Source organism: Achromobacter sp. HZ34 (genome assembly GCF_002209485.1).
GTDB lineage: Bacteria > Pseudomonadota > Gammaproteobacteria > Burkholderiales > Burkholderiaceae_B > Bordetella_C.
The window spans coordinates 195,356-216,792 of the sequence record NZ_NJIX01000009.1 but is presented as its reverse complement, the minus strand read 5'-3'; the positions used below and the strand labels follow the sequence as shown (position 1 = coordinate 216,792).

Here is a 21,437-nt window from a genome sequence, read left to right as displayed (position 1 = left end):
GCTGGAAACCTTTGGGTTTTGAGCGCCCCTTCCACGAGATGCGGTACACGCTCGCGTCGCAGCCGTCCGTTTATTCAACCCGCGTTGCGTAAACGCTCCCGCCACAAAGGAACCGAACCCGTGGCATCGGTCCTGACGATCAACTGGCCAGCACAAGGCGGCACGAGGCCCTCTGTGCAATAGGAAGGCGAGCAATAACCTAACAATATGGGTTTTCTATGCTTTGGAAGAGCGGTAATATCGAACTACGCATCTGGCCTTTGGATCATTGCCCACCGCATGTGACGGCGATTTGCCGGGCTGATCATTGGACTGCGCGCTTCGAGTTCTCCCTGGTAAGGGATGACGTATCTCTGTGGGATGTCAAGCCGCTACGCAACGCACCGACATTGACCGTGCTCAACAGGCTGGCGAAGCAGATCCATGTCAAACGCCTTATGTGCAGGGCGTCGTGGTGGCAAACACAGCAGACCGTCTGCCTGGACAACGCCCCGATGCGGAGACAGCCAGGAAAGCACACAGTAATGCTACTAGCAGCCGGAAGCGTAGGAACAGGGATCGTGGTCAAAGGCAGCGGCTTCTATCTCTCAGGGCAAGGCGTGCAAGTGCGTGTGAATTGGGGCAAATCCATTACAGCGGAACTGTTGAAGGAGATCTGATCATGGCATCCCGGATTTCTCAGGACGACTATAAGCAGGCGCTGGCGCGTGGGCGTCAAGCGCTGGCGGAGCCTCATGTCGTATCGGCGCGATATATCTTGCACGCTCGCGTGCTGGAATTGGCGTACAGCAATGGGCTGGCATTGCGCATCGATCCGAAAGAGGTGCCCGCGTTGAAGGACTTGCCACGCCAAGTGCTGGCGCAAGCGTATGTAACACCCGGTGGGGATGGACTGCTGTTCGGAGAGGAAGAGACGGCGACAATCAGTATTCCCGGCCTGGTGGCTCGCCTGATTCCGGTCGATATCGCCAGGCGTACCGTTGCGGCAGCGCGCGGCAGCGTTCGTTCCGAGAACAAGGCGGAGGCCGCGCGTCGTAACGGGGCGAAAGGCGGGCGTCCTGCAAAGGCCGATCTGGCCTTGGCTTGATGGCCTGACGTGGCAGCGTGATCAGAGCCTAGGAGGCCGATAAAATTTCTGCGGCTTCAAGCCTAGCCATCCCTACGCAAACCGCGCGATGGAGTACGGCCGCATATCCACGCCCGGCGCTTCACCCGCCAGCAGGCTACCTATGATGGCGCCGGTGGTGGCGGCCTGGGTCAGGCCCAGGTGGCCGTGGCCGAAGGCGTATAGGACATGCGGTGCGCGTGGTGACGGGCCCAGTACCGGTAAGGAATCCGGCGTCGACGGGCGGTTGCCCATCCACTGCCTGGCGCCAGTCTCATCCACGCCAGGCACGAATTTGCGCGCCAATTGCAGCAGCGCCGCGCTGCGCCGATAGTTCGCCGGTGCGTCCAGGCCGGCGAACTCCGCCGCCCCGCCTATGCGCAAGCCCACCGACAACGGCGACGCCACGAACTTGCGCTCCGCGAAAATCACTTCGTGCGACAGCACCCCCACCCCGCCAGGCAGCGTGGTGTTGTAGCCGCGCTCGCTCTCGATCAGCACACGATCGCCCACGCCGCGCGCCAGCGCTCCCGACCACGCGCCGGCAGCCACCACCACCCGATCCGCCTCCAGCCGCTGGCCATCCCGCAACAGCACGGCGGGACGCCCCGCATTGCCCGCATCCAGTCCCGCCACATCACCACGCACCAATCGCCCACCCCGCTCGGCCACCTTGCCGCGCAAGGCATCGACCACCGCCTTGGGATCGTCCATCTGCCCCCAGTCATGCAGCATGACGGCGTGGCGGAACACCGGCGCCAGCGCAGGCTCGCGCGCCCGCAGCTCGTCCATGTCCAGCACGCTCCAGTTCACACCCAGCTCGCGCTTGTACGCCCATTCGTCGGCATCCGCCGCAAAGGCCGCATCGGTCTCATACACGGTGATACCGGCGCCACGATGCAGTTGGCCAGTCAGCCCGATGTCGCCGAGCATGGGCAGCAGATCGTCATAGACACGATTGTTCAAGGCCGCCAGCGCGTTGGAAATGTGCCGGTAGTGAGCCGGCTCGGTCACCTTGTTGAAAGCGCGCAGCCACGGCAACAGGCGCGGCGCGTGGCGCCACCGTATGGCCAGGGGCCCCAGCGGATCGCACAGCCAGCGCATGGCCTGCAGGCTGAAGCCCGACACGGCAATGGGCGTGGACTCCGTCACCGCGATGCCGCCGGCATTGCCATGCGACGCCCGATCGCCCTCGAAATCGCGATCCAGCAAGGTGACTTGCCAACCTTGCCGCTGCGCCTCGCGCGCGCAGGCCAAACCGATCACCCCTGCCCCGACGATCAATACTTCAGCCATGTTGCTTCAGCCACTCCATTGCTTCATTCGTGCTTGCCAAGAAACAGATCGCCGGCCCGGGGATCGCGCAGCAGCTCCGCCGCGTCGCCCGCCATCGCCACCACGCCCTGGTCGATGATGTACCCGCGCTGGCTGACCGCCAGCGACTGGCGCGCACGCTGTTCCACCATCAGGACAGTAGTACCGCCGGCGGGCAACCCGCGCACGTAATCGAAAATCTCGTCCACCCGCGCCGGCGACAACGCCGCTGTCGGCTCGTCCAGCAGCAGGATGTCCGGCTCGCGCATCAAGGCGCGTGCGAAGGCCAGTTGCTGGCGTTCGCCACCGGACAAGGTCCCCGCCGCCCGGCGCCGGTGCCGCGCCAGCGCCGGAAACATCAGGTACATGGCGTCGGCCCGCTGGCGCTGCCGCTTCACACCTTGCACCACCAGCAGATTCTCATGCACCGACAGCGACGCAAAGACGTTGGCCACCTGCGGCACGTAGCCGATGCCGCGATCCAGCCGCGATTCGACACTGGCGCGGGCGACGTCCTCGCCCCGCAGCAGCAGCCGGCCCGACGTCCGCGGCAACAGCCCCATCACCGCCTTGATGATGGTCGACTTGCCCGCGCCATTGGTGCCGGCGATGGTGACGATCTCGCCCGCACGCACCTCCAGCGAGATGCCCTTGAGAATGTCGGCATCGCCATAACCGCCGCGCAGATCGTCCAGCTGCAGGACCGTCGTGTTCATCCCCGCGCCCTCCCCCGCACGCCCTGCCATCGGCGCCGCGCTCATGCCGGCACCTCTTGCGCCATCGCCCCCATGTACGCCGCCCGCACCCGCGGATCGCCCAGCACATCGTCGGGCCGGCCATGCGCCAGCAGGCGGCCGCTGTCCAGCACGTACAGATCCTCGACCAGGCGATTCAGGGCCATCAGGTTGTGCTCGATGATGAGAAAGCCGATACCGCGCTCGGCATTGATCTCGCGGATGCGCTGCGAGATCTCCTCGATCAGCACCGGGTTCACGCCCGCGTAGGGTTCGTCCAGCAGGATGAACCGGGGATCGGACATCAACGCGCGGCCAAGCTCCAGCAGTTTCTTCTGCCCGCCCGACAGTCCTCCCGCGGGCTTGTCGGCCACGGCGCCCAGCCGCAGGAAATCCAGCAGTTGCGCCGCCTTTTCGGCAATCTCCGCCTCGGCCCGCCGCACTCGCGCGGGCGCCAGGAACAGGCCCAGCAGGGACTCGCCCGGCTGTTCGCGCGGCCCCACCATCAGGTTCTCGCGCACCGTCAGGTGGCGGAACTCGCGCGGGATCTGGAACGTACGCCCCAGGCCCTGGCGCGCACGCGCCGCGGGACCCGCCGCGCGCAGCACATTGCCGTCGAAACTGACGCTGCCCCGCGATGGCGGCAGCAGGCCGCTCAATACCGCGAAGAACGTGCTCTTGCCCGCGCCATTGGGACCTATCATCCCATGCAGGCCCTGCAGGCTCATGGACAGCGTGACCTTGTCCAGCACCTGGAATTCGCCATAGGACAGCGAAATGTCCGTCGTGGCCAGCTCGCTCATCGCGCCCCCCGCCCGCCGAACAGGCCTTGCGGCCGCCAGCGCATGAACAGAATCAGGATCAGCCCCACCACGCCCAACTGCACGCTGCCCATGTCGGCGTCGGAGATGCCGGGGATGACGCCACGCAGGAAACGCACGCCCTCCAAAAACACCACCAGCAGCACCGCGCCGACGACGCTGCCCGACAGACGCGCCACGCCGCCCATGATCACCGCCATCCAGATATAGAAAGTGAGCAGCGGCACGAACTGGTCCGGCACGATATAGGTCATGTAGTGCGCATAGAAGGCGCCCGCCAGGCCGGCAATGCCGGCGCCCAGCATCAACACCTGGGTCTTGAAGCGCGCGGGCTCCTTGCCCAGCACACGCACCGCGACCTCGTCGTCGCGGATGGCCTGGATGGTGCGGCCATAAGGACTATGCGTGACCCGGCGCAACACCGCCACCGTCACGATCAAGGCCAGCACCAGCAGCCCCAGCAACAGCATGGTGCTGAAGTTGGTATCGCCCCAGCTGGCGCCCAGGCGCGGCACGCCGGGAATGCCCTGTACGCCATTGGTCAGCCATTGCTCCTGCACCAGCACCAGGCGCACGACTTCGGAGAAGCCCAGGGTGACGATGGCCAGATAGTCGTCACGCAGCCGCAGCGCCACGCGCCCCAGCGGCCACGCCAGCAAGGCCGCCAGCGCCACCGCCGCCGGAAAGGACGCCAACGGCGACCAGCCCGCCTTCAGCGTCAGCAACGCCGATGCATAGGCGCCCACGCCGAAGAAGCCCGCCAGGCCGAAGTTGATCAGGCCGGTGAAGCCGTATTGCAGGTCCAGCGCCAGCGCCAGCAGCATATAGATGCCCATGATCACCAGAATGGTCAGCAGATAAGCCGTCATCAACGCACCCCTTGCGGACGGTTGAACAGGCCCTGCGGACGCCACAGCAGCACCAGCATCATGAAGACGTAGCCCAAGGCAATCTTGTAGACGAAGCCCACGTAGGGTGTTGAAAGCTCTTGCAGGACGCCCAGCAGCAGCGCCCCCGCCACGGCACCCAGGGGATTGCCCAGCCCGCCCACCACCGCCGCCGCGAACGCCGGCAGCAGCATGTTCCAACCTGCGTCCGGATACACGACGGTACGCATGCCCACCACCGTCCCGGCAATGCCGCAGACCAGGCCGGCGATGGTCCACATGGCCAGCATCGCGCGTTCACGCCGGATGCCGCTGACACGGGCCAGGTCGGGATCGTCGGCGATGGCGCGCAGCGATCGGCCCAGGGGCGTGGCGTAAAGCATGCCGAAGACCAGCGCCAGCGTCAGCAGCGTCAGGCCGGCCAGGTTCAGGTCGGCCGGTGCCAGGGATATGTCGCCAAAGCGCCAGGCCCGTTCAAGAGGCAGTTCGAAAGGCCGCGGGTCATGGCCGAACACCACGCCCAGCATGGCGCGGATGACGAAACCCACGCCTATCGAGGTCAGCAGCAAGGTGATCACGGAACGGCGGATGACCGGACGGAAAGCCAGCAGATACGCCAGCACCGAGGCTGCCGCGCCACCCACGGCGCCCGCCAGGCCGGCGGCCAGCACCGACCCGGTGAGATGATGCGCGGCCAGCCCCGCATAGCCGCCCACCGCGACGACGTCGCCGGTGGCGGCATTGGGGAAGCGCGCCAGGCCGAACACCAATGTCAGCGCCAGCGCCGGCAGCGCGATGATCAGCCCTTCGACCAGTCCGTTGATGACCAGGTTGATGTAGTCGGCGTAGTTCACGCGCGCATCCGGCCGTTCAAAGCTTGACCACGTACTTGCGGACCAGCTTGCCGTTCTCCGCGAAGGAGGCGGAGAAATCCGGCGTGACGTCGTTGAACTCGTCGAAGTTCAGCGCACTGGACGCGCCGACATAGGTCACGCGCTTGCCCGCTTCCAGCAGCTTCTTGCCGTCGGCGTAGGTGTAGGCCACCTCGCCGCCCTTGTTGCCCAGTTCATGCATCTTGGCGGCCAGCTCCGGACCGGTGGCCTTGGGGCCCAGGGCCTGCACCGCCAGCGCCAGGATGATGGCCTGGTCATAAGCCATGGGCGCGTACACATTGCCCGCCACGTCCACGCCCTGCTTGCCCAGCGCGTCGACGACGTGCTTGTAGTTGGGCGCCTCTTCGTTGCTGACCGATTCGACCGAGATGATGCCGTCGGTGACCTTGGGCCCCAGGGCCTTGAGCAGATCGCTGTTGGCGGCCCAGCCGGGGATGATCCAGTGCGTATCCACGCCGGTCTGGTACCACTCGCGCAGGATGATGGTGGTGTCGGCCAGATAGGAACCGGTGACGATGACGTCCGGTTTCACGCGCAGCACCGATTGCAGTTCGGAACGGTAGGACGGCCGGTTCGGTTCATACACCACGCTGGCCGCGACGCTATGGCCCATGGCCTTCCAGGCCTGCGCGAAACCTTCGGTGTTGCCGACCCCGGAAGCGTTGTTGAAGGCCATGGTGGCCGCGTTCTTGTAGCCTTCCCGCTTGGCGATCTGCGCGAAGGCCTGGCCGAAGCGGCCGTTGGTGGCCTGGAAGCGGAAGCCCAGCTTCTTGGCGTTGACCGGCGCGCCGCTGAGGGCCGGTGCGCCGGAGGCATGCATCAGCGGAATGTTGGCGTCGTTGGTCAGCGGAATGACCGCCAGCGATTCGCCGGAGCTCCAGCAGCCAAGGATGGCGTGCACCTTGTCGACTTCGATCATCTTCTTGGCGCCCAGCACGGCGGCTTGCGGCGAGGTCTGGCTGTCCTCGACGGCGCCGCGGAATTTGGCGCCCTGCGCGCCGCCGGCGGCGTTGATTTCCTCGATGGCCAGCTGCACGCCCTTGACCATGCCCGGCCCATACGGCGCACCCGCGCCGGTCACGGGACTAAGAATACCCACGACATACTCGGAGGACTGTGCCAGGGCCGGCGCCTGCAGGCAGGCGGCGACGGCGGCGACCAAAGTCGCGGCAATACAATGACGGCGGTTCATAAGACGTTCTCCCTGAAGACTCGATGGGACCGCGCGACAGGACGGCGCGCCGGTTGACGACGGGGTTGACGACGGGGTGGTTCTACGGGTTGGATCCAATATCCGTTATACGCAAAGATGCTAAGCTTGGCCCCTGATACTGGTCAAGGTCCAGATACCTAGGGTTTTCGAGAAACACGCATGAATCTTCCTGCCCGCTCTGCGCCTGGCGGCGACCGCAAGCTGGTACGCCGCACGACTGTCGACCTGGTGCTCGACGAACTGCGCCAGCAGGTGCTGTCCGGCCGTCTGCGCCCGGGCGAACCGCTGCGCCAGGAGGCCCTCGCCGACGAGCTGGGCGTCAGCCGGATCCCCGTGCGCGAAGCCATCCGCCGCCTGGAAGCGGAAGGCCTGGTTTCCATCCACGCGCATCGCGGCGCCTACGTCATTCCCTTGTCCACCAGCGAGGTCGTGCAGACCTTCGAGTTGCGCATGCAGGTGGAGCCCTGGCTGTTTGGCGCGGCCATCGAGGCGCGCGGCACGGGTCGCTTCAAGGAAGCGCGTACCGCCTTGGCCGGCATGCTGCACGCGGACGCCGCCAGTTGGGGTGAGTTGAACTGGCAATTCCACGAGATCCTGTACCGGCCGGCGGAGCGCGAACTGGCCATGAACATGCTCAAGCAATTGCATGACCGCGGCGACCGCTATCTGCGTTTCCAGGTCGTCAATGTGCCCTTGCGCCAGCAGGCGCATGCCGAGCATCAGGCCTTGATCGAATATGCGGAACAGGGGCAGGTTGAAGCGGCGGTGCGCGCGCTACGCGAGCACATCCGTGTGGCCCTGGAACAAGTCTTGCACGTCGTCGCCGACCTGACGCAGAACGACCCGGCAATCACGGTGGGTTGATGCCAGGCGTCATCGACGCACGGAGGCAGGCATGACCAAGCGATTCAAGGTGGGCGACCACGTCCATTGGAACTCCGACGCAGGCTGGACCGTCGGCACCATCACGGCCGTGCATCGGCGCGATTTCGACTTCATGGGCCGCACGCGGCGCGCCAGCACGGACGATCCCCAATATGAAGTGAAGAGCGCCAAGACCGGACACCTGGCGGCGCACAAGGGCTCGGCGCTAAGACGCAGCCCGCCCCGTTCCTCCTAGGGCGATGCCTGCCAACACCATGGCCATGGCACCCAGCATGGCGGCGTCGGGGCGCTCACCCAGGAACAGCGCCGATCCCGCGATGCCCGCCACCGGCGTCGCCAGCATGCCCAGGGCGGTGGTGGTGGCCGGCAGGCTGCGGTTGATCATGGCCATGGCCCAGTAGCCCAGCGCGGTACCGCATACCCCGGCATAGGCGAAGGCGGCTATCAGGCTGCCGCTCCAGGCGAAAGCCGGCGGCCCCTCGGTGATCGACGCCACGGCGCCCAGCACGACCGCCGCGAGCAAGGCTTCCCAGAACACCAACTGGAACGGCGTAGCCAGCCATTTGTGCTTGCGCACATACAGGATGCTGCCTGCCCAGCACCAGGACGCCAGCAGGATCATGCCGTTGCCCCAGCGCTGATCGGCATCGTGCCAGTCGATCACCAAAGGATTGAACAGCACCAGCAAACCCGCCATCCCCAGGCCGATTCCCGCCAGGCGCCGGCGGGTCAGCGATTCGCCCAGCATCAGCCAGGCACAGGGCGCCACCCACAGCGGTGTCGCATAGCCCAGGACGATGGAGCGTCCCACCGGCACATGCTTCAGCCCGATGGCGACCAGCGTGGAGAAGGCCACCATGTGCAGCACACCGATGGCCAGGATCACCGGCAGGTCGCCGCGCCTGGGGACGATGAAATCCCGTCGCGCCAGTTGCAGCGCCAGCAACACCACGCAGGCAATCGCCGATCGGATGGCGGTGGTCCACAACGGCGGTACGTTCTGGACGATGGACTTGGTCACTACCCAGTTCATCCCCCAGGTCAGGATGACGACGGCAAACAGGAACAGGGCATGGCGGCGAGACAGCATGGCGGACATAAATCTACCCAGGCAGGGACGCCAACCGGGGGGCGGCGATGGCGATCAATGTAAACTTCGCTGGCACAATAAATAAGGTGAAGTTTTCTAAAAATGATTGGGCCAGTTCCGTTTCACTTCTCGCTCAACAAAGCCGGCGGCATTTCCTTGCAAAGGCAGATTTGCGGCCAGGTGCGGGAGGCGGCTCTCGCAGGGCGCCTGCCATCGGGCCAGCAGTTGCCGTCCAGTCGGGAGCTGGCCGCCACCCTGGGCGTGGCCCGCAACACCGTGGCCGATGCCTACTCGCAACTCGCCACGGAAGGTTTCCTGGAAATCCGCCAGGGCCGGCGGCCGGTGGTCGCCAAGCTGGGATCGCTTTCTCCCGCGCCCTGGTTGGAACCTGGATCGGCGCCTGCCTCCCCGGGGTCGGGCGGGCCTACCCTGGGAGTGGCCGGGTCAGGCACGGGAACCGCCCAATCGGGCACGGCCGCGTCGCGGGCGCCCTCGCCGCGCCCCTCTCGGTGGGCCGCCGCGCTGGACGGCAGCGATTGGCCGTTTCGACAGGAACCGTCGGGCGTGCCCCTGGCGCCAGGGATGGCGGATCCGCGCGAGTTTCCGCACGACCTGTGGGCGCGTTGCCTGCGCGCCGGCGCCCGCAGGGCCGAGGCACACGACAGTGCCGACCTGAATCGGCAACCGTTGCGCGAGGCGCTGCTGGCGCACCTGGTACAAGCGCGCGGTGTGCGGGCGCAGGCGCATCAGCTGTTTTTTACGCCGTCGGCGCAGGCGGCACTGGATATCTGCGCCCGCCTGGTACTGAACCCGGGTGACGCGGCCTGGATGGAGAGTCCCGGCTACGGCGGCGCCCGGGCGGCGCTGCTCAATGCGGGCGCGGCACTGCACGGCGTGGAAGTGGACGCGGAGGGGATGTCTCTTCCCGACGATAGTGAAACAGTCGATTCCGATGACATCGGCGGGCAGCCCCAGGGGCTGGGTCCAAGCGCGGTCGGCAGCGACGGACTCGATGAACTCGACGGTTCCGGCGGACCCGGTGGAGTCGGGGGAGTCGGGGGAGTCGGGGGAGTCGACGGGCTGAATGGACTCGATGAACTCGACGCCTTCACGGCGCGGCTCGATGAGTTCATTGCACGGCTGGACACTTTCGCGGGTAAATCGGACATACCCCCGACCGCAAACCCGGTAGCCAACCCCGCCGGCCGCTCCAGCCCGGTTCCCGGCCCGAACCCTTTCGCTACAGAACGTGAAGCGCCCAAGGCCATCTTCGTAACCCCGTCCCACCAGTACCCCACCGGCGTGCTGATGTCGGCGCCCCGGCGGCAGGCCCTGCTGCATCTTGCGCAGCGCAACGGCGCCGCCATCCTGGAAGACGACTACGACAGCGAGTTCCACTACGACGGCCGCCCGGTGGCGGCGCTGCAAGGCCTGGACGTGGATGGCCGTGTCTTCTACGTAGGCACGTTCGCCAAGGCCATGATCAACGACGTCCGCGTCGGCTACGCCATCGTGCCCGACGCTTTCGCGGCCACGTTCGCCCTGGCCCAACGCCAGACGGGACAGATCGTCGCGCCCAGCCTGCAGGGCGGCCTGGCCATGTTCATCGAACGCGGCCACTTCGCCGCGCATATCCGCCGCATGAACCGGATCTACCGCGAACGGCGCGATTGCCTGGTGGGCCTGCTGCGCGAGCACCTGGGCGACCGCCTGCAGATCCAGCCGCCCGCCGGGGGCATGCAGGTATTGGCGATGTTCACGGGGGGCCAGGATGACGTTACCGTGGTGCGGCGCCTGGCCGCGGCCGGGGTATGCGCCCGGCCCTTATCGCGGCATTATGTGGGAACGCCCGTTCGCCACGGCCTGTTCCTGGGTTTCGCGGCATGGCGGCCGGACGAAATGGCAACGGCAGTGAAACATCTGGCGGCGGCACTGGACGCGTGATCGGCAGAGTGTGCAGGCATGGCCCGCGAACATGGCTTACAAGCATGGCTTACAGGCATGGCTTACAAGCATGCCCTGCATACACGGCGCGCCCGGCATGGCGAAATTATTTTGCAGTCCCATGGAATAAAACCGCCTGCCCCGGTGTTCACTCCAATGCAACCCACCCTCAGGAGGTCACATGGTTCGCACTTTCTCGTTCTCCGCACTCGGCCTGGCCGCGCTTCTCGCCGCTGGCACCGCCTTCGCTGCCCCGCCCGCCAAAACCGCCAACGGCGTGCTGGTCGGTGACAAAGGCATGACGCTTTACACCTTCGACAAGGACAGCGGCGGCAAGAGCGCCTGCAATGGCGGCTGCGCCACGAACTGGCCACCCTTCATGGCCCCCGCCAGCGCCAAGGCTGAAGGCGACTGGACCATCATCACGCGTGACGACGGTTCCAAGCAATGGGCAGTCAAGGGCAAGCCGCTGTATTACTGGGCCAAGGACAAGGCTGCCGGCGACAAGACCGGTGACGGCTTCAACAACGTCTGGCACGCCGCCAAGCCGTGATCGATGGCGCAGCCAAGGATGTGGCCCAGATCCTGGGCCACATTCCGGCTCTGCGCCGTTATGCCCGCCTGCTTGCGGGCGACGCGGCCGCCGCCGACGACCTGGTGCAGGACACGCTGGAGCGTGCCTGCGCCAAATGGTCCATGTGGCGGCCGGGTACCGATCTGCGCGCCTGGTTGATGACCTTGATGCACAACATCTTCCTCAATCGCGTGCGCGACTGGCGTCATGACGATGGCCATGCGGCGCTGGAGGATGGTCCCGAGCCGGCCCATGAACCCATGGCGCACGCGCCGGAAATGCTGGATCTGCACCGGGCCCTCGAACGCCTGACGCCTGCCCTGCGGTCCGCCCTGTTACTGGTCACGGTAGAGGAATACACCTACGCCGAGGCCGCCGAAATACTGCAAGTACCGATAGGCACCGTCATGTCGCGCCTGCATCGCGCCCGCGAGACAGTACGCGTTTTGATGGAAGGGCCGACGGATGCACAAAGAACCCACCCTCTGCACCTGGTGAAGCGATGATGGAAAAGGACGCCGAGGTCACTGATGACGACCTGCACGCCTTTGTCGATGGACAGCTGGACGCCGAGCGCGTGCCGGCGGTATTGCGTCACCTGCAGACCCATCCCGAGGCCGCGTCACGGGCGGCGTCATGGCAGGCGCAAAGGCTGCAGATGCGGCGACTGTATCGCGAGACCGAGCCCGGCCCCGTCCCGGCGGCCCTGGCGGCGGTGGTGCAACGCCGTGCGCGCCGCGAACGTTGGCGCCCGTGGGGCCAGGCCGTGGCCGCCGTGCTGCTGTTCGCCGCCGGCGCGGCGGGGGCACGCCTGTGGCCCGTTGGCGGCACGGCACCGGCTATCGTCACCGCGGGCGCGCCGCAATTCGTCCGCGACGCCGCCACCGCCTACGCTGTCTTCGCGCCCGAAGTGCGCCACGCGGTGGAGGTGCCCGCGCAAGAGGAAGCCCACCTGGTGCAGTGGCTCAGCCGCCGCCTGGGCCGCCCGCTGACTGCTCCAGTCCTGCAGGCGCAAGGCTATCGCCTGCTGGGCGGACGCCTGCTGACGGGTGACGGCAACGACGCCACCGCGCCGCGCGCGCAGTTCATGTATGAAGACGGCCAGGGCCGGCGGGTGACGTTGTACGTCGCGGTCTTCGCGCCGCAATCGCAACCCCGTGAAACCGCCTTCCAGTCGGTGCGCAATGGCGATGCGGAGTCGTTCTACTGGGTCGAGAACGGCTATGGCTATGCGCTCAGCGCCGCCCTGCCCGCGGCCGATGTACAAGCGCTGGCCAGCGTGATCTACGATCAGTTGTATCCGCGCTAAGCGCGTCGACGCGCCCGCTGCCTCGGCCAGGTGCGAATAGCTGCGCGAAGACGCCGCCGGAGCCACTTCGCGCACCTTCCTGGAGCCAATCTAATTTGCAGTGCAACACGATATGTTGCCGCTCCATGGTTTGGGTAAGATGCCTGCTCACCTGTGCATTCCATCCACGAGCCGAGGTTTCGCATGACTGTCACCGTCCGCCCCATTGCCGCCGCCGATCGTGCGCGCTGGCAGGAATTGTTCGACGCGTACATGGTTTTCTACAAGCGCGAACCCAGCGATGAAGTCAACGAACGTGCCTGGGCACGCATCATGGACCCCGCCTCGTCGGTAAACGCGATCGTCGCCGAGTCCAGCGAAGACGGCATCAAGCAGGTCATCGGCATCGCCAACTACATCCTGCACGACAACACCTGGACCCCCACGCCAGTGTGCTATTTGCAGGATCTTTTCGTCGATCCCACGATTCGTGCGCAAGGGGTCGGGGAGAAACTGATCGACTGGCTGGTAGCGAAGATGAAATCCGACAATTGGTCTCGGTTGTACTGGAACACCGCTGAGAACAACTACCGTGCACGCGGTCTCTACGACAAGTACACGCCCCATAGCGGCTTCCTGCGCTACGTGATCAACAACGCTTGAACGCGGACGGCTTCGGCAGCACACGCAGCACTGCGACGGCATGCTGAAACGCGATTCGTAAGTGCGCCTGCCCGCCAGATCTTCAGCGCAAATCCGGCGGATTCATGCTGGCGTCGCGCACATAGGGATCGCCGGCATCCACCGTCAGCGTGGCAGGGATGTCTGCCGGCCACTGCGGGATGCGGCTGCTCCGCATCACCAGGTAGCGTACCCACGCCTGCAATGTATTGAATGGCCAAGCGATCAACCACATCACCCCTGACGAGCCGAGATCGTTGACGAATATCCGTTCGCGCCCGGCGGCCGCCGGTTCGCGCTGCCCGTCCACCGGCATGCAGAACTTGATCACATCGATGACAGCAGCAGGCCCTTCTTCCATATATCGACGCAGGAACTCCCAGTGCGCGACGACCGCCGCCTCCTGGTCGATGACGGCACTAAAGGCCAAGGTTTCCCGAACCGTGTTGCGGTCCTTGTCGAGCACGAGACCGCGCAAATCCCAGTTCATCATGCCGAATATGCCCTTGCCTCGCCCAAGCGTGAAGAACACATCGTCCCAAGGTACGCTGAGCACGGTTCCGTTCTTGGGATAGATTCCGGTGTTGTCCATTGCTACAGCCGATTCCGTAATGCGCTTGCGGCTGATGACTATGCGGCAACGCCGTTTATTGATTTATCAAACGCGCGGCGAGCACGCCCGGACCCGCATCATGGCCCCCGCCTCGCCCGTGCACGCCACCGTGGCGGCCTCTGCTGGAACACCAAGGAAAACAATTACCGCGCACGCGGCCTGTACGACAAGTACACGCCCCGCAGCGGCTTCCCGCGCTACGTGATCACCAACGCCTGAGCGGACTGCTCTGCGCAAATCGAACGGACCGATATTGGCGACGCGCTGGTCATTGCCCCAAAGCAATGTTGAGGTTCTTCATTTCCTGGTCCAGGCCATAGTAATAGTCGGTGCCCGACTGGCCCTGGAACTTGCCCCAGTAGCAGCGCTTCAGCCACTCCTGGATTTTGTTATCCTGGAAAACGGCGATCAGGATGGTGACGACCACCAGGACGACGGTGAGAACGATGCCGACGACGGTCGCCGCCGCCGCGAAAGCCCACAGCACGGCAATGCTCAGTGCCGCGGACGCTATGTAGAGGCCACCCATCAGCCCGTTACGCTCCGTGGTGAGCTGGTCCTTGGCACTTTTCAGGTCGAAGAAGGCCATGATCACCCCGGTTACGATGCCGATGCGCCCCCCGAACTCCGCGAGCAGCTTCCCTGAAGTTTCCACTGCCAGCCCGGAGCCCAGGCGCATGCCCAACGTTGCGCGGCCGGCCATGGCGTTGCCCAGCACCTCGGCCATGGAACCGCCCGTACTGGCGATGCCGACCACGAACTTCCACGACGCATCGCCCTTCTCATGGTCCATGCCGGACTGCATGTCACTCCACAGTTTCCACATGGCGACCCCCTGGAACACGCAGCTTATCGTCCCGACACGCACATCGGTATTGATCACCGCCCGCCAGCGCGACAACTCGCGCGCCTCGTACTGTTCGATGCTCATCGACGCCTGCGCCAGCGCCGCGGCACGGTCTACGTCGCTGCCTGTTTTCGGCACCGCCGCCGCGGCTTCGCTGTCAACCACGCGGAACCAGCGTTTCTTGTCGGATCCCTCGATATTCTCGCCGGATATCTCCAGGCGCCGCAGTTCGTCTGCCACCGCCTTTTCCATCTTGCGTGGGTCTACTTTTCCATCGTGCTGACGCAACGTTGCGCGGATCAGCGCAGCACGGAACTTTTTCTTGCTGCCGACCACTTCCACGATCTGCACGGGCGACTTGGACAGCACCCCCATGCGGACCGCCATGCGTTGCGCGACCTGGCTATCGACGCCTTCCTTGAGAATACGGGTGATCGGCCCAAGCACTTGAGCGACCAGACGCGCGGCCCTGTCATCGGCGCCCGCGCCCAGGCGCTTCATGGCATTCGAATAGATGGAGGTCAGGTTGCCCCACGGGATACCCTTCCAATCGACCGTATTCTGAGACGCATCCTGGACCTTTTGCGTGATCAGGTTCTGGTTATGGAACATCGCGCGCAGCAGCAGATTGGACGTGTCGGTTTCCCAGCCGACCAACCAGTTCAACAACAGTTCGAAGCAGATTTTTTTATCCTGCACGCCGTCTATGCATAGCGTGAAAACAGCCATGTAGACATCGCCGCTGTCGATGTCCTCCACATCGTAATTGCACTGGAAATTGCAGACCATCTCCGGGCTTTTCATCCACGCAACGTGCGCGGTAGCCAGAGGCACGATGGTGGAAACATCGAAATCCCTGAGCCGCTTGTCAAAGCCCTGTTGCCAGGCTACACGATTCGGCTCGCTGTAGTCTTCCAGGTACTTCTTCCAACTGTCGTTGCGCACCGTCTGCCGCGCCTGCGCGCCGGGATGCCGGGCAGCTTCGGCGCGCTCCATGCGCGCCTTCTTCTGGTCAGGAAACAGCTTATCGGCCAGGATCAGCCCAAGGGACGTATTGCCCATACCGCCCGGCCCCGCGAAGACCGGCGCGTCGTCGCCGTAAATGGCGATATTGCTGGCTTTGCGATCGGCTTCATTGAGGAAGTCCGTCTCCGCCTTGTCTTGCACGATCTCGCGCAGAGACTCGATCGACTTGGACACCGTCAACTGACGGATATCCGCCGAATTATTGGTGAAGGCATCGAAGCGTTGGCGCATCAAGCGGGCGATGTCCTGCGCAATGCCGGTCGGATCCGGCAGGGCCAGCATCACGCCCTTACCGGGGGAGTACCAGTTGGACGCTTTCTCCACCATCTCGTACATCCAGGACTGGCGGCTCATCCAGCTCACCGTGGTCCAGTCGAATTGATCCGCCAGGCCAGGGAAATCCAGATTGTTGCGCGACTGGCAGAAATACTCGGCCACCACGTTCTTGGTATTGACCATCTCATGCGCCTGCGGGTGCTTTTTCGACCCCAGCCAGGCCTGCACATCGAATTCGACCATGTGCTTCTTGCGCTCCGCCTCGCCGGCGCCGCCGCGGTGCTTGTCGCAGACTTCCTTGGTCCATTGCACATCGGACAGCGTCAGCCATACCTTGGTGGCTTTCCTGGCATCCGGAATGGTGATCATCGAAGCCATGGCCTGGTGTTCCATCGACTTGCATGGGAAGTTATTTTCCCCATCCTTCAATGGCTTGTCCGGGTTGAAGCGGTACAGCGTGTTGTCGCCGTTGACGAAATAGCCGTCCAGCTTCTTGCTGGCTTCGTCGTAAACGTACAGATAACCTGGCCGCAGCAGGCGCACACCATAGCGGGCGGCGTTGCCCAACTGGCGCTCTTTTTCCGCCAGGCCAGGATGCGCCAGGTCACCGACCAAGGGTGCCGGCGAATTCGCGTTATTGCGCAGTACCGCATAACGCACCGGAAAAATAGGCAGTCCGACTCGATGATACGGGCAGTCTTCCCCGCATTTGACGTACGGGCCATTGTGTTGGGCAGGAGCGGAGGACGGAGCGTTCATATTCTTGTCTTACCAGAGTCGTTCAAATCGCAGGAAAGCAGGAGGCTCACTGCAGATCAGGTGGATTGATGCTGGCGTCGCGGTTGTTGGGGTCCTGAGGATCCGTCGTCATGATCGCGGCAACTTCCGGGGGCCACCGTGGAATCTTGCTGGTGGCCATGGCCAGCATGCGCCCCAGGCTTTGTAGAAAGCTGAAAGGCGCCAACAGCAGCCACGCGCCGCCCTTCTCCTGCGACTGGTTCGCGAACGTGCGCTCCCGCGCGAACGCGCTGGTTTCCTTCTTGTCCCAAATGGGCATGCAGAACCGCACGGCTTCGATCATGGACTGGGGCCCCTCTTCCATATACCTGCGGATGAATTCCCAATGTCCCAGGGCGTTCTCTTCGGAGCCGGTCACGATGGCGAGCGCGAATGTTTCGCGCACCGTGCTTCTGTCTGCGTCAAGCACCATGCCACGCACGTCCCAATTCATCATATTTGCCGGCGACGTTCCCCGTCCCAAGGTGAAGTAGACGTCGTCCCATGCCACGCTCAACACGCTGCCGTCGAAGCGAAAAACATGCACCTTGCGGTGCGCGCGGTCGAACAGAAGAGGGTAATGGGTATACCGGAAAACCTCTTTATGGGTAATCCACAGGAAGCCCAGTGCCATCAGGAAGAACACGGCCGAGCTTGTGAATATCACCGGCCACAGGCTGTTTTCGTTGGGCACCGAGCCGCCAACGACCAACCAGAGCAGACTGAACGTTGCATAGAGACAAAACGCTACCAGCACCAGGCTGAACATGGTGATGAAACCACGTGTACCGTAGTTGCGGTCCACGGACTCCAGCCAGCGCGAGTTCATGCGAATGACGGACAGCTGAGCAATCAACTTGACGTCCAGGCGCTTCTTCTGCTTGAGGTGTTTGTCGCGCTCCCACTCCGTCAGCGGGCGGTTGACGCGAAACTTGGGGAGAATTCCAGTGCTGTCCATCTATTGCTGAGTGCCCGTTAATTGGTATTGCCAAGCGCGACATTCAGGTTATTCACCTCTTCCGGCAACGAGCCATAAGGGCGGCCGCCAGGGACGCCTTGGAGGCTCCCCCAGAAGCAGCGCTTGAGCCACTCCTGGATCTTGTTATCGCTCTTCCAGGCGATGACAAGCACAATCACCAGCAGCGCCGCGGCCAGGAAGATGCCCACGATTGCGGTGCCCCACAGCGTCGCGGCGATAAGACCCACGCTCAACACCGCGGACGCCATGTAAAGCCCGCCCATCATTCCATTGCGTTCTACATTGAACTGCTGAAGTCCGGTCTTGAAGTCGAAGTACGCGAACACCAACCCCATGACGATACCCGTCCCCTTGCCCGCAATCCTGATTGCGTTGCCGGCCAAATCAACCCCCAGATTCGCCCCCAAGCGCTGGGCGCTGAGCTTTTCGACGCCCATCAGGCCATTGCCCAGCGTTTCAGCAGCGGCGCCAGCAGTGGAGATCATTCCCGCGATGAATTTGTACGAAACGTCCGGCTTTTCATGATCCATGGGATTCTGCATATCCTTCCACATCTTGTACACGGCCACGACCTGGAACACGGTATTGGCGGCGCCGACACGTACATCGGTGTTCACCACCTTGCGCCAGTTCGCCATATCGATCGCCTCGTATTGTTCGATGCTCATGGTGGCCTGCGCCAAGGCAGCCGCGCGCGCGTTCTGATCGCCACTGGCCGGCACTCGGGCCGCCGCCTCTGAATCGACCAGGCGAAACCAGCGTTTCTTGTCCGTGCCGTCGATCTGCTCGCCGGCCACCTCATAGCGGCGCAATTCGGCGGCAACGGCACGCTCCAATTTGCGCTGATCCACCTTGCCGGCGCTCTGGTTCAGGATCTCACGTATCAGCGCCGCGCGGAATTTCTTCTTGCTCCCGACGACTTCCACGATCTGCACCGGTGTTCGCGTAATCACGCCGATACGCACGGCCATGGCTCGTGCCGAGGGGTGATCGACTCCTGAATTCAACACTCGCGTTATCGGGCCCAGCGACTCCTTGAGCCACACTGCCGCCCTGTCGACCTGATTCTTGGACAAGCGCTCGACCGCGCGCCCATAGACAGCCGCGATGTCATACCAGCGAATCCCCTTCCAATCTATCGTCAGGGTGGCCGCCTCTTCAACTTTCTCCGCCACTGGGGTCTGGTTAAGCACCATGGCCCGCAACAACAGATTGGCGGTATCCGTTTCCCGTCCGACCAGCCAGTCGAGCAGCATGTCGAAGCAGACCCGCTTATCCTGGATGCCCGCGATGCACAGCAGGAATACCACCTGATAGACCGACCCGCTGTCCACATCCAAGGGATCGTAATTGCACTGGAATCCGCACACCATGTCCGGTCCCTTCATCCAGGCAACGTGGGCGGTCGCCAGTGGCACGATCGTGCCTACGTCGAACTCCTTGAGCCGTTTGTCGAAATCAGCCTGCCATTTCAGGCGCGCGTTTTCATCGTATTTGTCCAGGTAGTCTTTCCAGCTGTTTCTCCTGGCAGTCTCGCGTTCGGCCGCGCCCGGGTGCCGGATTTTCTCCGCCTGCTCCATGCGCCTCTTGCGATTTCCAGGAATAAGCTGGTCGGCTATCCATACGGCCAGCGGCGCCATGTCCGGACCATCGCCGCCCGGCGCCGACGAGATCGTGCCGGATATCTCCATGTTGTCCGCCGCCTCGTCGGCGCTAGCCAGCAAGTCGGTCTCCGCCTGGTTTGCGATAGCCTCCCGCAGGCCCTCGATCGACTTGGACACGGTCAGCTGCCGAATGTCAGCCTGATTCTGGGTGAATGCCTGGTAGCCATGGGTCATCAGGCGCGCAATGTCCTGTGCGATCCCCGTCGGGTCGCTCAAGGCCAGCATGACGCCCTTGCCCGGCGCATACCAGTCCGCCGCCTGCTCCACCAACCCGCTCATCCATGACAGCCGGCTCATCCAGTTCACTGTGGACCAGTCGTACTGCTCCTGCTGGGCAATATGATCCATGCCCCTGTCGGACTGCGAAAAGTACTCCGCGACCCACTTCCGGATACCGGTGATCGCGCTCGCCTGCGGATGCTTCTTTGCACCAAGCCACGCCTGCACGTCGAACTCGAACATATGCTTCTTGCGCTCGGCTTCCCCTTTGGTCCCCCGATGCCTGTCGCACGTCGCCTTGGTCCATTGCACGTCCGACAATGTCAGCCACACCCTGGTGGCGCGGTTCGCATCAGGAATGGTGATCATCGACGCCATCGCCTGATGCTCCGCCGTCTTGCAGGGAAAATTGTTCTCGCCATCTTTCAACGGCTTGTCCACGTTGAACTTGTACAGCGTGTTGTCGCCATTGACGAAATAGCCCTCCAGAACCTTGCGGGCCTCGTCGTAAACATACAAGTAGCCAGGACGCAGCAGACGCAACCCATAGCGGGCCGAAGCACCCAGGTTCTTGTCCGCGGACACCAGCGAACTCGCCAGCAAGTCGCCCGACAACGGCGCGGGCGAGTGCTCGTTGTTACGCAACACCGAATAACGCACGGGAAAGATCGGCAGTCCGACGCGATGATACGGACAGTCTTCCTTGCATGGGACGTACGGACCGTTGTGCTTGGGGGGATCGGTCGAGGGTGCGTTCATACGGATGTCCGGCTGGGGTCGTTCAAGTCGTCGCGTATGCGGTCGAAGTCTTGCGGCCGCAGATCGGCCGTCGCCACGCGATACGGGAAATCGGCGTCCGCGGGCAGGTTGGCCAGCTTTTCCTGCATCAGCGGATGACGGTCGAAGTCGGGATGCACGGTCAGGCCGTGCCAGGCGTATTCCTCCTGGTCCTGCAGACGGTGCAGGCCATGGTCGCGGGCTTTCTCCAGGTGACGCAGGATGACCTGGCCCGTGCTCCGATAAGCCGCCACCGACGCCGGCTGCAAACGTTCCAGCAGGGTATTGATCACGTTCATGCGCTGCAGGGCGAAGGCCTGGTGCGCGGTGATACCGGGCGACTCGGCGGCGAATACCGCGGGCCTGGACATCTCTTCCCAGGCGCCGGCGATGCTGTATTTCCAGCGGCGCACCGGCCCCATCAACCAGGCCATCTGCGCCGGCGTGAACAGCCATTGCAACTGCACCAGCACCCGTGGATCGAAATAGCGGAAGAAGCACGGCCCCACGCCAGGCAATGGCAGGACCAGGCGCGTCGTCAGCGCCTGCGCCAGCACAGCCTTGGTCACGTTCTCGTCGACATCGAGCAGCGCGCACAACCACAGGTCGTCGCCGTCGGCCTCTTGCGCCAGGGCCAGGACCAGCGCGGCTTCGCGCACCAGCGGGGTAGCGCCGGCAATGTCGTAGAGCACGGGCATGACGCCGGCGCTGCGCGTCAGCTGCGCCGGCACCAGGGTCTGGCTGGCCATGCGCGCCGGGCCGGTGCGCGCCAACACGCCATCGGCGATGGCGTAGGCATATTCGCGCAGATCGGCGTAGACCAGCGACAT

General features: G+C 64.1%; 20 protein-coding genes. 8 read left to right on the top strand and 12 right to left on the bottom strand.

From position 1 onward, the window contains the following. The first annotated feature begins 661 nt into the window (after positions 1–661). Positions 662–1,087: a hypothetical protein gene (locus CEY05_RS28330; RefSeq protein ID WP_088600616.1), complete on the top strand. Its 426-nt coding sequence runs from the start codon at positions 662–664 to the stop codon at positions 1,085–1,087. 72 nt (positions 1,088–1,159) lie between these two features. On the opposite strand, the gene CEY05_RS28325 is transcribed toward CEY05_RS28330, so the two are convergent. Genes CEY05_RS28325 through CEY05_RS28300 form a run of 6 tightly spaced genes read right to left on the bottom strand, consistent with a single transcriptional unit; the run spans position 1,160 to position 6,946 of the window. Continuing rightward, positions 1,160–2,401: an FAD-binding oxidoreductase gene (locus tag CEY05_RS28325; RefSeq protein WP_088600615.1), complete on the bottom strand. Its 1,242-nt coding sequence runs from the start codon at positions 2,399–2,401 to the stop codon at positions 1,160–1,162. 23 nt (positions 2,402–2,424) lie between these two features. After that, positions 2,425–3,135 carry an ABC transporter ATP-binding protein gene (locus tag CEY05_RS28320; RefSeq protein WP_088600614.1) on the bottom strand — a complete coding sequence of 237 codons (711 nt, stop codon included), beginning with the start codon at positions 3,133–3,135 and terminating at the stop codon, positions 2,425–2,427. 41 nt (positions 3,136–3,176) lie between these two features. After that, the gene (locus tag CEY05_RS28315) at positions 3,177–3,956 is read right to left on the bottom strand and encodes an ABC transporter ATP-binding protein (RefSeq protein WP_088600613.1); all 780 of its coding nucleotides are present in this window, start codon (positions 3,954–3,956) and stop codon (positions 3,177–3,179) included. Next, positions 3,953–4,843 (bottom strand): branched-chain amino acid ABC transporter permease, encoded by an 891-nt coding sequence (locus tag CEY05_RS28310; protein WP_088600612.1) that lies wholly within the window; start codon positions 4,841–4,843, stop codon positions 3,953–3,955. The genes CEY05_RS28315 and CEY05_RS28310 overlap by 4 nt, the downstream gene beginning before the upstream one ends. Next, on the bottom strand, positions 4,843–5,715 hold the full coding sequence (locus CEY05_RS28305) for a branched-chain amino acid ABC transporter permease (protein ID WP_088600611.1): 873 nt from the start codon (positions 5,713–5,715) through the stop codon (positions 4,843–4,845). The genes CEY05_RS28310 and CEY05_RS28305 overlap by 1 nt, the downstream gene beginning before the upstream one ends. Before the next feature lie 16 nt (positions 5,716–5,731). Then, on the bottom strand, positions 5,732–6,946 hold the full coding sequence (locus CEY05_RS28300) for an ABC transporter substrate-binding protein (RefSeq protein ID WP_088600610.1): 1,215 nt from the start codon (positions 6,944–6,946) through the stop codon (positions 5,732–5,734). Positions 6,947–7,126: 180 nt separating this feature from the next. On the opposite strand from CEY05_RS28300, the gene CEY05_RS28295 reads away from it, so the two are divergent. Together CEY05_RS28295 and CEY05_RS28290 are read left to right on the top strand one after the other, a co-directional pair. After that, positions 7,127–7,831 (top strand): GntR family transcriptional regulator, encoded by a 705-nt coding sequence (locus CEY05_RS28295; RefSeq protein ID WP_088600609.1) that lies wholly within the window; start codon positions 7,127–7,129, stop codon positions 7,829–7,831. A 31-nt stretch (positions 7,832–7,862) separates the two neighbouring features. Beyond that, positions 7,863–8,087 carry a DUF2945 domain-containing protein gene (locus CEY05_RS28290; RefSeq protein ID WP_088600608.1) on the top strand — a complete coding sequence of 75 codons (225 nt, stop codon included), beginning with the start codon at positions 7,863–7,865 and terminating at the stop codon, positions 8,085–8,087. Here the strand turns inward: CEY05_RS28290 and CEY05_RS28285 are convergent. Next, positions 8,058–8,951 (bottom strand): DMT family transporter, encoded by an 894-nt coding sequence (locus CEY05_RS28285; protein WP_088600607.1) that lies wholly within the window; start codon positions 8,949–8,951, stop codon positions 8,058–8,060. The genes CEY05_RS28290 and CEY05_RS28285 overlap by 30 nt on opposite strands. A gap of 147 nt (positions 8,952–9,098) precedes the next feature. On the opposite strand from CEY05_RS28285, the gene CEY05_RS28280 reads away from it, so the two are divergent. The 5 genes from CEY05_RS28280 (at position 9,099) to CEY05_RS28260 (ending at position 13,411) form a co-directional block, all read left to right on the top strand. Continuing rightward, complete coding sequence (locus CEY05_RS28280; RefSeq protein ID WP_158219445.1) at positions 9,099–10,886, top strand: PLP-dependent aminotransferase family protein; 1,788 nt, start codon at positions 9,099–9,101, stop codon at positions 10,884–10,886. A gap of 181 nt (positions 10,887–11,067) precedes the next feature. Then, positions 11,068–11,439 carry a hypothetical protein gene (locus CEY05_RS28275; RefSeq protein WP_088600605.1) on the top strand — a complete coding sequence of 124 codons (372 nt, stop codon included), beginning with the start codon at positions 11,068–11,070 and terminating at the stop codon, positions 11,437–11,439. After that, positions 11,436–11,966, top strand: a complete 531-nt coding sequence (locus CEY05_RS28270) for a sigma-70 family RNA polymerase sigma factor (protein WP_233161753.1) — start codon at positions 11,436–11,438, stop codon at positions 11,964–11,966. Before CEY05_RS28275 ends, CEY05_RS28270 begins: the two co-directional genes overlap by 4 nt. Further along, on the top strand, positions 11,963–12,769 hold the full coding sequence (locus tag CEY05_RS28265) for an anti-sigma factor (RefSeq protein WP_143220677.1): 807 nt from the start codon (positions 11,963–11,965) through the stop codon (positions 12,767–12,769). Before CEY05_RS28270 ends, CEY05_RS28265 begins: the two co-directional genes overlap by 4 nt. A 183-nt stretch (positions 12,770–12,952) precedes the next feature. Further along, positions 12,953–13,411 carry a GNAT family N-acetyltransferase gene (locus tag CEY05_RS28260; RefSeq protein WP_088600603.1) on the top strand — a complete coding sequence of 153 codons (459 nt, stop codon included), beginning with the start codon at positions 12,953–12,955 and terminating at the stop codon, positions 13,409–13,411. A gap of 82 nt (positions 13,412–13,493) precedes the next feature. Here CEY05_RS28260 and CEY05_RS31325 read toward each other — a convergent pair whose 3' ends face one another. The 5 genes from CEY05_RS31325 to CEY05_RS28230 all read right to left on the bottom strand — a co-directional run bounded on the left by CEY05_RS31325 (position 13,494) and on the right by CEY05_RS28230 (position 21,437). Then, positions 13,494–14,021 (bottom strand): DUF6708 domain-containing protein, encoded by a 528-nt coding sequence (locus CEY05_RS31325; RefSeq protein WP_158219444.1) that lies wholly within the window; start codon positions 14,019–14,021, stop codon positions 13,494–13,496. A 289-nt stretch (positions 14,022–14,310) separates the two neighbouring features. Beyond that, the gene (locus CEY05_RS28245) at positions 14,311–16,950 is read right to left on the bottom strand and encodes a T6SS effector BTH_I2691 family protein (RefSeq protein WP_304528862.1); all 2,640 of its coding nucleotides are present in this window, start codon (positions 16,948–16,950) and stop codon (positions 14,311–14,313) included. A gap of 46 nt (positions 16,951–16,996) precedes the next feature. Next, positions 16,997–17,926 carry a DUF6708 domain-containing protein gene (locus CEY05_RS28240; RefSeq protein ID WP_088600600.1) on the bottom strand — a complete coding sequence of 310 codons (930 nt, stop codon included), beginning with the start codon at positions 17,924–17,926 and terminating at the stop codon, positions 16,997–16,999. Between the two features lie 17 nt (positions 17,927–17,943). After that, entirely contained in the window at positions 17,944–20,589 is a 2,646-nt protein-coding gene (locus CEY05_RS28235; protein WP_088600599.1) for a T6SS effector BTH_I2691 family protein, read from the bottom strand. Further along, positions 20,586–21,437: a hypothetical protein gene (locus tag CEY05_RS28230; protein WP_088600598.1), complete on the bottom strand. Its 852-nt coding sequence runs from the start codon at positions 21,435–21,437 to the stop codon at positions 20,586–20,588. The genes CEY05_RS28235 and CEY05_RS28230 overlap by 4 nt, the downstream gene beginning before the upstream one ends.

Bases quoted from the DNA above. Each gene is read 5' to 3' on its own strand.
- CEY05_RS28330 (WP_088600616.1), top strand. From the start codon at position 662: ATGGCATCCCGGATTTCTCAGGACGACTATAAGCAGGCGCTGGCGCGT.
- CEY05_RS28325 (WP_088600615.1), bottom strand. From the start codon at position 2,401: ATGGCTGAAGTATTGATCGTCGGGGCAGGGGTGATCGGTTTGGCCTGC.
- CEY05_RS28320 (WP_088600614.1), bottom strand. From the start codon at position 3,135: ATGAACACGACGGTCCTGCAGCTGGACGATCTGCGCGGCGGTTATGGC.
- CEY05_RS28315 (WP_088600613.1), bottom strand. From the start codon at position 3,956: ATGAGCGAGCTGGCCACGACGGACATTTCGCTGTCCTATGGCGAATTC.
- CEY05_RS28310 (WP_088600612.1), bottom strand. From the start codon at position 4,843: ATGACGGCTTATCTGCTGACCATTCTGGTGATCATGGGCATCTATATG.
- CEY05_RS28300 (WP_088600610.1), bottom strand. From the start codon at position 6,946: ATGAACCGCCGTCATTGTATTGCCGCGACTTTGGTCGCCGCCGTCGCC.
- CEY05_RS28295 (WP_088600609.1), top strand. From the start codon at position 7,127: ATGAATCTTCCTGCCCGCTCTGCGCCTGGCGGCGACCGCAAGCTGGTA.
- CEY05_RS28290 (WP_088600608.1), top strand. From the start codon at position 7,863: ATGACCAAGCGATTCAAGGTGGGCGACCACGTCCATTGGAACTCCGAC.
- CEY05_RS28285 (WP_088600607.1), bottom strand. From the start codon at position 8,951: ATGTCCGCCATGCTGTCTCGCCGCCATGCCCTGTTCCTGTTTGCCGTC.
- CEY05_RS28275 (WP_088600605.1), top strand. From the start codon at position 11,068: ATGGTTCGCACTTTCTCGTTCTCCGCACTCGGCCTGGCCGCGCTTCTC.
- CEY05_RS28265 (WP_143220677.1), top strand. From the start codon at position 11,963: ATGATGGAAAAGGACGCCGAGGTCACTGATGACGACCTGCACGCCTTT.
- CEY05_RS28260 (WP_088600603.1), top strand. From the start codon at position 12,953: ATGACTGTCACCGTCCGCCCCATTGCCGCCGCCGATCGTGCGCGCTGG.
- CEY05_RS31325 (WP_158219444.1), bottom strand. From the start codon at position 14,021: ATGGACAACACCGGAATCTATCCCAAGAACGGAACCGTGCTCAGCGTA.
- CEY05_RS28245 (WP_304528862.1), bottom strand. From the start codon at position 16,950: ATGAACGCTCCGTCCTCCGCTCCTGCCCAACACAATGGCCCGTACGTC.
- CEY05_RS28240 (WP_088600600.1), bottom strand. From the start codon at position 17,926: ATGGACAGCACTGGAATTCTCCCCAAGTTTCGCGTCAACCGCCCGCTG.
- CEY05_RS28235 (WP_088600599.1), bottom strand. From the start codon at position 20,589: ATGAACGCACCCTCGACCGATCCCCCCAAGCACAACGGTCCGTACGTC.
- CEY05_RS28230 (WP_088600598.1), bottom strand. From the start codon at position 21,437: ATGTCGCTGGTCTACGCCGATCTGCGCGAATATGCCTACGCCATCGCC.